This is a genomic window from Pseudomonas sp. 18.1.10 (assembly GCF_024655625.1).
Taxonomy (GTDB): Bacteria; Pseudomonadota; Gammaproteobacteria; order Pseudomonadales; family Pseudomonadaceae; genus Aquipseudomonas.
Genome location: NZ_JANLGL010000062.1, coordinates 21760 through 30687, shown reverse-complemented (window position 1 = coordinate 30687; position 8928 = coordinate 21760). Strand labels below are relative to the sequence as shown.

Annotated in this window: 9 protein-coding genes and 1 pseudogene; 2 read left to right on the top strand and 8 right to left on the bottom strand. The window is 62.6% G+C overall.

What is annotated here, in order from left to right; translation table 11 throughout:
- Positions 1 to 115: 115 nt before the first annotated feature.
- Entirely contained in the window at positions 116 to 871 is a 756-nt protein-coding gene (map, locus tag NUV89_RS13260) for a type I methionyl aminopeptidase (RefSeq protein ID WP_257781673.1), read from the bottom strand.
- Positions 871 to 1071 (bottom strand): ParD-like family protein, encoded by a 201-nt coding sequence (locus NUV89_RS13255; protein WP_257781672.1) that lies wholly within the window; start codon positions 1069 to 1071, stop codon positions 871 to 873. Before NUV89_RS13255 ends, map begins: the two co-directional genes overlap by 1 nt.
- 255 nt (positions 1072 to 1326) lie before the next feature.
- On the opposite strand from NUV89_RS13255, the pseudogene ilvA reads away from it, so the two are divergent.
- Positions 1327 to 2325: pseudogene (gene ilvA / locus NUV89_RS13250) on the top strand (threonine ammonia-lyase, biosynthetic); the annotation flags it as partial.
- A gap of 257 nt (positions 2326 to 2582) precedes the next feature.
- Positions 2583 to 2849, top strand: a complete 267-nt coding sequence (locus NUV89_RS13245; RefSeq protein WP_257781670.1) for a DUF1652 domain-containing protein — start codon at positions 2583 to 2585, stop codon at positions 2847 to 2849.
- On the opposite strand, the gene NUV89_RS13240 is transcribed toward NUV89_RS13245, so the two are convergent.
- The 6 genes from NUV89_RS13240 to NUV89_RS13215 form a co-directional block, all read right to left on the bottom strand.
- On the bottom strand, positions 2850 to 3248 hold the full coding sequence (locus tag NUV89_RS13240; RefSeq protein ID WP_257781669.1) for a hypothetical protein: 399 nt from the start codon (positions 3246 to 3248) through the stop codon (positions 2850 to 2852).
- An 81-nt stretch (positions 3249 to 3329) separates the two neighbouring features.
- Positions 3330 to 3584, bottom strand: coding sequence for a DUF2790 domain-containing protein (locus tag NUV89_RS13235; protein ID WP_257781668.1), 255 nt, complete (start codon positions 3582 to 3584; stop codon positions 3330 to 3332).
- A 171-nt stretch (positions 3585 to 3755) separates the two neighbouring features.
- On the bottom strand, positions 3756 to 4694 hold the full coding sequence (locus NUV89_RS13230) for a carbohydrate kinase (protein ID WP_257781667.1): 939 nt from the start codon (positions 4692 to 4694) through the stop codon (positions 3756 to 3758).
- Positions 4695 to 4706: 12 nt separating this feature from the next.
- Positions 4707 to 6188: a xylulokinase gene (gene xylB, locus NUV89_RS13225; protein WP_257781666.1), complete on the bottom strand. Its 1482-nt coding sequence runs from the start codon at positions 6186 to 6188 to the stop codon at positions 4707 to 4709.
- A 137-nt stretch (positions 6189 to 6325) separates the two neighbouring features.
- Positions 6326 to 7801, bottom strand: coding sequence for a mannitol dehydrogenase family protein (locus NUV89_RS13220; protein ID WP_257781665.1), 1476 nt, complete (start codon positions 7799 to 7801; stop codon positions 6326 to 6328).
- Positions 7802 to 7817: 16 nt separating this feature from the next.
- Entirely contained in the window at positions 7818 to 8921 is a 1104-nt protein-coding gene (locus NUV89_RS13215) for an ABC transporter ATP-binding protein (protein WP_257781664.1), read from the bottom strand.
- Positions 8922 to 8928: the final 7 nt, after the last annotated feature.

Here is an 8928-nt window from a genome sequence, read left to right as displayed (position 1 = left end):
ACAGCGAAAGCGGTGTGTCAGTGAACACATCCGAAACTGACCCGCCGCATTCGCGAGCAAGCCCGCTCCCACACAAGCCAGCTCCCACAAAAAACCCAGTTCCAGCAGGGGGAGTTCAGGGTGTGGCTTGGAGAGTCAGTACCTCAAACCCCTGCGCCGTCACCGCCACCGTATGTTCCCACTGCGCCGACAAACTGTTGTCCTTGGTCACCACCGTCCAGCCATCCTTGAGGCTGCGCGTCTTGGCGCCGCCCTGGTTAAGCATCGGTTCGACGGTAAACACCATGCCTTCGCGCAGTTCCAGCCCGGTGCCTGGGCGGCCGAAGTGCAGGACCTGCGGTTCTTCATGCATCTGCCGGCCAATGCCATGGCCGCAGTACTCGCGCACCACGCTGTAGCCGTTGACGTGCGCATGGCTCTGGATGGCATGGCCGATGTCGCCCAGGCGCGCGCCGGGCTTGACCTGGCGGATGCCGGCCCACATCGCTTCGAAGGTCTGCTCCACCAGGCGCCGGGCCTTGGGCGCGACGTTGCCAATCATGTACATCTTGCTGGAGTCGGCGATGTAGCCGCCTTTTTCCAGGGTGATGTCGATGTTGATGATGTCGCCGTCCTGCAACACGTCCTTGGCGCTGGGCATGCCGTGGCACACCACCTCGTTGATCGAGGTGTTGATGGAGAAGGGGTAGTCGTATTGGCCAAGGCTGGCCGGGCGGGCCTGCAGGTCGTTGCGGATAAACGCTTCGACGGCGCTGTCCAGCGCCAGGGTGGAGCGGCCGGCGGCGACAAAGCCGTCGAGCATGTCGAACACCTGGGCCAGCAGGCGCCCGGATTCGCGCATCACGGCCAGTTGGGCAGCGGTCTTTATCATCAGCGGCGCCCCCGGATCAGGTCGGGTTTGTCCAGCAACAGTTTGTTTATCAGGTCGTTGTAGGCCAGGTTGGGGTTGAGTTCGGCGAGCAGGCCGATCTTGATCCAGAACTCGGCCTGGGCGTTGATGGAACGGTCCATCGCGGCGCTGGCCAGGCGCAGTTGTTCGTGCAGTTGGTCGGTGATCTTGACGATGCCCATGGGGTTCACTGTGCTGGGTTGATATACAAAGCGTATATGTTTCGTATATCGCAAGTAAACCTTTTGTTGACTCATCCTGCCGTGGGCGGTTAATTTCAGGGCATGACTTATCCAACGTTGCGCAGCCAGCCCAGCATGATTATTACCGCCATTCCTCATTTGGCGGGATAGCGCACGGCTGTACCCAAACCCGCCCTAGAGGCGGGTTTTGTTTTTCCGTCTCCAGGGCCCTTTGCACCACGCCAGGAGACACCCATGAGCACCTGCACCGCGCCCCACACCGCTGACACTGGGCTGCTTGAGCATTACGTGAAAAAGATCCTCGCCGCCCCGGTGTACGACCTGGCGGTGCGCACGCCCTTGCAAGCGGCGCCGGCGTTGTCGGCCTTGCTGGGCAATAACGTGCTGCTCAAGCGCGAAGACCTGCAACCGACGTTTTCCTTCAAGATCCGCGGCGCCTACAACAAGCTGGTGCAACTCACTGACGCGCAGAAGGCCCGGGGCGTGGTGACGGCCTCGGCGGGCAACCATGCGCAAGGCGTGGCGCTGGCCGCCCTGGAGTTGGGGATCAAGGCGCGCATTGTCATGCCCGCCACCACCCCGGAACTCAAGGTGCTGGGCGTGCGCTCGCGGGGTGCCGAAGCGGTGCTGCACGGGGCGAGTTTTCCGTTTGCCCTGGCCCATGCGTTGCAACTGGCCGAGGCCTCGGGTTGCACCTTTGTTTCGCCCTTCGATGACCCGGAGGTGATCGCCGGCCAGGGCACCGTGGCCATGGAAATCCTGCGCCAGCAACAAGGCCCGCTGCATGCGATCTTCGTACCGGTGGGCGGCGGCGGGCTGATCGCTGGGATTGCCGCGTACGTCAAATACCTGCGCCCCGAGGTGCGCATCGTCGGCGTCGAGCCCGAAGGCTCCAGCTGCCTGCTGGCGGCCCTGCGTGCCGGCGAGCGGGTGGTGTTGCCCAGTGTCGATGGGTTTGCCGATGGCACGGCGGTGGCGCAGGTCGGCGCGTTTGGGTTTGAAATCTGCCGCGACTGGGTGGACGAAGTCATCACCGTCAGCAACGACGAACTGTGCAGCGCGATCAAGCTGATCTACGACGACACCCGTTCCATCACCGAGCCTTCCGGGGCACTGGCGGTGGCCGGCATTCGCAAGTACGTCGCGCGCAGTGGCGTGTGTGGGCAGACGCTGGTGGCGATCAATTCCGGGGCGAATATCAACTTCGATAGTTTGCGACATGTTGCCGAAAGAGTGGCGGCGCAGGCTGGCGGTTAACTTGAACGGGCAAGTTAATCGTTTAATCGCAGCGGTTCGCCGATTATCCAAAGGGTGGTGTTTTAGATATATAACGCCGCACGCGGCTTATGAGGAAAGGTTACAACGGCAACGGATTTTGCCGGGTAGGCTGGTGATTGCAAGCGTCTTCCAAGGTTGGCAAGGCGTGGCGGGCCAGTGCCTGCCGGATCCATAACAATCGATTGGCAGTCTCAGGAAAGGAGAGGTTGACCATGCTTTCGGAACTGGAACTACGCAGCATTATTGAAACAAGTTTCCTGCCCAAACGGTGCGAGTGCACCAAAGCCGAAGACGCTTCGCTGACGATCAAGGTCTTTGACGACCGCGACCGTGACCGGGTGGATTTGGAAGTCAAAGGCATCAACGCGGACAAGCTCGACAGCAGCCGCGCCATTTGCAACCTGATAACCGGACTGCGCGAGCACCTCAAGCACACCCAGGCACCCACCCTGCATAGAGCGGGCGGGCGCGCCTATTAATCAGGCAGCCGTTTGAGGGGTTGGCACCGAAGCTCTATGGGCCTGGATAAACGCCAGGCCCAGCACGGTTTCCGTGGCCACCGCCAGCAGGATGCCCGGGCCGGCGTTGCCACTGAGCCACTCATTCACACCCAGCGCGGCCAAGACAAAACACCCGGTGATAAACCCGCTGGTGATGGCGCGGCGTGTGGCGGAGGGCGGCGCATGGCGGGCGCGGTAGAACATGATGCCGAGGGCCAGGAACAGCGCGGCGTTACGCCGGGCTACCAAGCCTGTGGCGCTTGAATATTCCACACTCCACAGCCACAACAGCCAGTCGGGGCGCAGGCCCCACGTCAGCGCGAGGGCGAAGCAGAGCAGGGCGGAAAACAGGGCGAGCGTATGAAAGCGCAACGGCATGACGAGTCCTTTCGGCCGGGAGATCAGCGCGCAAGGATAGCCGGTCGTAGGCAATTACGCCGCCCTTTGTCAGCACAGCCTTCAATTCTGCGACATGCAGGCGTCAGATAGCTTTTTGTAGCTCACGTACTGCTCGACGCCGGCCTTGTCGAGGAACTTGATATCGGCCTTGATGACTTTGCATTCAGCGGTCTGCGGTTCGTTCATCGAGATGACCTTCTGCACATCCATGGGCATGCCATAGCGGTAGGGCACCGGTTTCGAATCGGCTTGCGCAACGCCCGAGACGGCGGCCAGCGCCAAGGTGAGGCTGACCAGCAGGGTTTTGGTGTTCATGAGGATTCTCCAACAGGGATTCGCTGGCCCATCGTGGTGATGGGCGGACGCGTTCACTGTTGTCTCCCGAGATTAACCATTGATTAATTTCGGGGCTTCCTGACAGAACCTTCATGTTCAAAAGCGATTACCTACATGATCGCCGAATTTGTCCTACATCTTCACGCAGATTTAACCCAGTTGGTCGCGGTAAGGCAGGTCGGGTCCGGTCTTGCCGCAGGTCAGGGCCGCTGCGCGAATGGCGAACCCGAGCAGGCTGTCGATCTGCTCGCGGGACAACTGTTGCAAGCCTTCTACCGAATCCAGCGCGTGCTCGGTCAGCCAGGCAATCAACGCGGCCTGGAAGGTATCCCCGGCGCCGACCGTATCGGCCATCACCACCTTGACCGCCGGTTGTGACCAGTGCCCATGTTGGCGGCTGAATACGCTGGCGCCGTCGCCACCGCGGGTGAGAAACACCAACTGGCAACGGTGTTGCAGCCAACCTTGCAAGACGCTTTCCGGCGACTGTTCGGGGTAGAGCAGGTGCAGGTCTTCGTCGCTGACCTTAATCATGTCGGCATGCTGGACCAGTTCGGCGATGCGCGCGCGCCACAGGTGGATATCCGGTTGCGGGTTGAGGCGTACATTGGGATCGAGGCTGATAAGGCGCTTGCCGCTTTCACGCTTGACCAGGTGCAGCAGGGTGTCGCCCACCGGCTGCACCACCAGGGAGAACGAGCCGATATGCAGGCCGCGGATGTCATCGCCGAGTTGCGGCAGATGGCTGATCTGCAGCAGGCGATCAGCGCACCCTTCGCCGCGAAAGTTGTACTGCGGCGAACCATCGCTGCCCACCGCGACCATCGACAGGGTGGTCGGCGCGGCGAATTCCACCAGGAACTGTTCGCTGACGCCTTCGTCCCTCAGCACCTGCCACAAGCGCCGGCCGAGGAAATCGGTGGATAGGCCGCCAAACAACCCCGCCGCGACGCCTAGGCGACGCAACCCCACGGCCACGTTGAATGGCGAGCCACCGGCAATCGCCTTGTAGTTGACCTTGGAAGCCTGCCCGCTGGCATCCTCCTCGCTGAAAAAATCAAACAGCGCTTCACCACACACCAGATACATAGTCGTTCGCTCTTAAAGGGTGGCCACGTGCTGTTGATAGCGCTCGTAGGCCTGTTGATAGGCGCTGACACTGGCCGCCACCGGCAGGGTGCGGCTGGTCGGGTCAAGGCTTACGCAGCGCTCGCACAAGCTGGCCAGGGAGGTGCCGGACTGACACCAGGCTGCCTGGATCGCCGCGCCCAGGGCGGCGGCTTCCGGTTGTTCGGTACAGATCACTTCGGTGTTCATGATGTCGGCGACCATCCGCCGCCACAGCGGGCTTTTCGAGCCGCCGCCGATCAAGCGGATGCTCTGGCTTTGCAGGCCGGTCTGGCGCAGCAGGTCAAGGCCATAACGCAGGCCGAAGGTGGTGCCCTCGACTACGGCGCGGCAGAGGTTGGCGCGGGTCAGGTTGGTCATGGTCAGGCCGTGCAGGCTGCCGCTGGCGTGGGGCAGGGCGGGCACGCGCTCGCCGTTGAGGAACGGCAGCATGCTCACGCCTTCGGCACCTATCGGGGCCTCGGCGACCAGGGCGTTGAACGCGGCGAGGTCCAGTTCGAACAGCTCGCGGATCACCCCGGTGGCGTTGGTCAGGTTCATGGTGCAGATCAACGGCAGCCAACCGCCGCTGGACGAGCAGAACGTCGCCACCGACGCCTGGGGGCTGACATTGGGTTGATCGGCAAACGCGTAGACGGTGCCCGATGAGCCGAGGCTCATGGTGATGACGCCGGGGGCAATATTGCCGGTGCCGATGGCGCCCATCATATTGTCGCCGCCGCCGCTGGACACGATGGCGTTGGGGTTGATGCCCAGGCGTTCGGCGATGGTTGGCAGGATCGTGCCAACGGCTTGGTCGGCCTCGATCAGTTGTGGCAATGCCGCTGCCAGGCGCCCGCTGGGATCGATGTGCTTGAGCAGGTCCACATCCCATGTGCGGCTGCGCACGTTGAAGTAGCCGGTGCCCGATGCATCGCCGTATTCCGCGACGGCACGCCCGGTGAGCCAGTAGTTGAGGTAGTCGTGGGGCAGCAGGACATGGGCGATTTGCGCGAACACGTCTGGGTGTTGCTCGCGGGTCCATAGCAGCTTGGATACGGTGTAGCCCGGTGCAATCGCCACGCCCAGGCGTTCCAGCGAGCCGCTTTCGCCACCCAGGTGTTGCAGCAGGCGTTCGTTTTCAGCGGTGGTTTCGGTGTCGCACCACAGCTTGGCCGGGCGCAGGACCTGGCCGTGCTCATCGAGCAGCACCAGGCCGTGCTGTTGCCCGGAGACACCGATGCCGAGGATGTCCTGGCCATCCACGCCGGCCTGTTGCAAGGCGCGGTGGGTGGCGGCGGTGAAGGCGTCGAGCCATTCCTGGGTGTCTTGTTCACGGCGGCCATTGGCACCGCTCAGCAATGTGTGGGCGGCGGCACCCTGGCCCAGTACCTTGCCGCTGGCGGCGTCGAGGACGATGGCCTTGGTGCCCTGGGTGCCGCAATCGATGCCGAGGAACAGGTTTTGCTGGGTCATGGTGGGGTGCTCAGCATTATTATTGGAGTGGTAATCGGATCAAAATGTGGGAGCGGGCTTGCTCGCGAATGCAGTGCATCAGTCACAGATGTATCAACTGAAAGACCGCATTCGCGAGCAAGCCCGCTCCCACAGTTTTAAGTCGGTTTCTTCAGGAGGTTTTGCAGGGTTGTGGTGACGCCATGGTCGCGCAAGCTCACAAAACACTTCTCGAACGCTGCCACAAACCCAGGCGAATTGGGAATAGCCGTGCCAAAAATCTCTTCAACGCCCAACAGCCGCTGGCCAATCAACCCATCATCACTGACCAGGTCCTGGCAAAACGCCGCACGCGGGTCCGGGATCGTGTAGCGCACGCCATTCTCATCCACACCCTTCAGATACAACGCCCACGCCGCCACCACCAGCGCCGCGCGCTCAGTCTCGCGGCCATCGGCGATCAAGCGGTTGATGGTCGGCACGGTGAATTTGGGAAACTTCGACGAACCATCGGAACACACGCGCTCCAGCTGGTCGGCAATCGCCTGGTTGGAGAAGCGATCCACCAGGGTCTGCTTGTACTGCGCCAGGTCGATGCCGGGCACCGGCGCCAGGTGGGGCGTGACGTCCAGGTCCATGTAGGCGCGCATATAGGCGACGAACAGCGGGTCGTTCATGGTCTCGTGGACAAACCGATAGCCCTTGAGAAAGCCCAGGTAGGTGAGGGCCAGGTGGCTGCCGTTGAGCAAGCCGATCTTCATCTCTTCGTAGGGCGTGACGTCAGCGGTGAACTGCACGCCGACCTGTTCCCAGGCCGGGCGGCCGTTGACGAATTTGTCTTCCAGTACCCACTGCACGAAGGGTTCGCACACCACCGGCCAGGCATCGTCGATGCCGTGCTCGTCATGCAATTGCAGGCGGTGGGCGGTGCTGGTCATCGGCGTGATGCGATCGACCATGGCATTCGGAAAGCTCACATGCGCGGCGATCCAGTCATGCAGGTCGGCATTGTGCAGGGCGGCGAACGCCAGCAGCGCCTTGCGCGTGACGGCGCCGTTGTGCGGCAGGTTATCGCAGGACATTACGGTAAACGCCGGGGTGCCGGCGGCGCGGCGTTGAGTCAGCGCGGCGCAGAGAAAACCGAACACGGTTTTCGGCGCCTTGGGGTGCGCGAGGTCATGCTGGATCTGCGGCAGGTGCGCCATGAACTCGCCGTTGCTGTCGTCGATGCAGTAGCCGCCCTCGGTGATGGTCAGCGAGACGATGCGGATAGCCGGGTTGGCGAGTTTGTCGATCAAGGCCTGGGCGCTGTCTTCGGCCAGCAGCATGTCGCTGATCGCACCGATCACGCGCACTTCGGTGTCGTCGGTGTCGCCCAGTTCGTACAGGGTGAACAGATAGTCCTGGCCGGCCAGGTCGTCGCGGGCCTTGCGGTCCTCGCTGCGCAGGCCGACGCCGCAGATGCTCCAGTCCAGGCCAATGCCGGTGTTCATCAGCGCATCGGTGTAATAGGCCTGATGGGCGCGGTGGAAACCGCCGACGCCGATATGGGCGATGCCCTGCGCGGTAGGCGTATAAGTCGGCAGCTGTACTTCTGGCGCCAGGCGCGTGAGGTTCTGTTTATTCAGTTTCATCACAACTCTCGCAAAATCAGGCGGCAGCGCGCAGTGGGCGGGCCACGGCGACGCCGTCGGTGTCGAACAGATGGCAGTGCGCCGGGTCGAGGTGCAGGTGCAGGGTTTCGCCGTATTGGCTGGCCATGTCGCCACGGATACGCATGGTCAGCGGCTCGCCGTTGGCGGTGATGACGTGGCAGAAGGTGTCACTGCCCAGGCGCTCGCCGACGTCGGCGGTGACGGTCAGGGTGGTCTGGCCTGCAGTGGCGATTTCCAGGTGTTCCGGGCGGATGCCCAGGGTCACGGCGCTGCCCACGCTCAACGTCGCGCCGCTCAACGGCAGGCTGACGGCGGTGCCAGCGTCCAGTTGCACGTCGCAGCCTTGGCTGTCGACGCGGGTGATCTTGCCCTTGAGGAAGCCCATTTTCGGCGTGCCGAGAAACCCCGCCACAAACAGATTGGCCGGCTGGTGGTACAGCTCCAGCGGCGAGCCAACCTGCTCGATGCGCCCGCTGTTGAGCACCACCACCTTGTCGGCCAGGGTCATGGCTTCGACCTGATCGTGGGTCACGTAGATCATCGTCGCTTGCAGTTCTTTATGCAGGCGCGCCAGCTCCAGACGCATCTGCACGCGCAGCGCGGCGTCGAGGTTGGACAGCGGTTCGTCGAACAGGAAGATCTTCGGGTTGCGCACAATCGCCCGGCCAATGGCCACGCGCTGGCGCTGGCCGCCCGACAGTTGCTTGGGCTTGCGCTCCAGCAACGGGCCCAGTTCGAGGATGCGCGCGGCTTCGCTGACCTTGCTCTCCACCAGCTTCTTGTCGACGCCGGCCAGGTCCAGGGCAAACGACATGTTCTTGCGCACGCTCATGTGCGGGTACAAGGCGTAGGTCTGGAACACCATCGCCAGGTCGCGCTTGGCCGGGGTCACTTCGGTGATGTCGCGGCCATCCAGCTCGATGGTGCCGTCGCTGACTTCTTCCAGGCCGGCGATCAGGCGCAGCAGGGTGGATTTGCCGCAGCCCGACGGGCCGACGAAGACCACGAATTCCTTGTCGTTCACCTCAAGGTCGATGCCCTTGATGATGGAGAAGCCTTCGAAGCCTTTTTGCAGATTCTTGATTTTCAGGTTGGCCATGATGGGC